This is a genomic window from Prevotella micans F0438, from assembly GCF_000243035.1.
Lineage (GTDB): Bacteria > Bacteroidota > Bacteroidia > Bacteroidales > Bacteroidaceae > Prevotella > Prevotella micans.
Genome location: NZ_JH594530.1, coordinates 1 through 1,013, shown reverse-complemented (window position 1 = coordinate 1,013; position 1,013 = coordinate 1). Strand labels below are relative to the sequence as shown.

The window sequence follows — 1,013 nt, the reverse complement described above, 5'->3', positions numbered from 1 at the left end:
GGAATTGAGCATGAATTGCATGGCTCGATATGCGCGGTCGCGTTCCTCGTCGAGCGCGATAAGTTCCCGTGTTCCCTCGAGTTTTGTGGGCTGATTTAGTGCTTCTTCCTCGTCTTTGATAGCCTTTTCGAGTGGTGGAAGAAGTGGTTTGATTTTGTCGATATTCGCCTCCTTGTTCATTATCAACACGTGTTCGGCGAAGTTGAGGTGCTCCATGTTTTGGAGCCGGTCTTTTCGGATTGTCTTGATTTCCATACTGATAAATGTTTATTTGCAGATTGCTCTGCGATTGATTAAAGATTATTTTTCTGGTTTTTGGTCTTTCGGCATCTGCCGATGGCATGCTTTTTTTATTTTTTGCTCTTCGGTGGGTGCCGAAGCGTCCTTTTTGAGTTTTTCCGGCTTTCGGCATCTGCCGAAGACGTGTTTTCCCGATTTTCACTCCGTCGGCAGGTGCCGAAGCTCTGTTTTTTGGATTTTCTCGTCTTCGGCATCTACCAAAGAGCTATTTTTCTGATTTTCGCTCCGTCGGTGGGTGCCGAAACGTTGTTTTTCTATTAGAAATATACGAATGGGCGGACAAGAACAGAGTTATTCTTCGTGGTATAACTGAAATAAATACCGTTAACTCTAAACTGTCTGAAATTAGCCTCATTACAAAAATCACTTGGATGCGCTGGATCCCAATGAACATTCGCTCCTTCTGTTGCGACCCAATGTGCTTTGCTGTTATCACAAATAGCTGTTCCACCTACTTGCTTTATAGCGGTCATCTAAAGGAACTCCATATCCCCAAACATGTGTGCCATATTCACCAGGAGTACCTGCACCCCAGTAAAGATTACGCATAACGGGGTCGATATCTCTTCCCCCTGGCAAAAACCATTTGCCAATATTGGTACCAGTCACTGTTACTCCCGGATAGTATTGTGCTGCATAGTAGAAAGCCGGAAAAAGAACCTGAATTTGCTTTTACAATATTATAGTAACTGGATGCAGCTCTCCATGTCAGG

At 44.2% G+C, this 1,013-nt stretch carries 1 pseudogene; it reads right to left on the bottom strand.

From position 1 onward, the window contains the following. Window positions 1-255 (bottom strand): annotated as a pseudogene (locus HMPREF9140_RS09995) (DUF6261 family protein); the annotation flags it as partial. Between the last annotated feature and the right edge of the window lie 758 nt (window positions 256-1,013).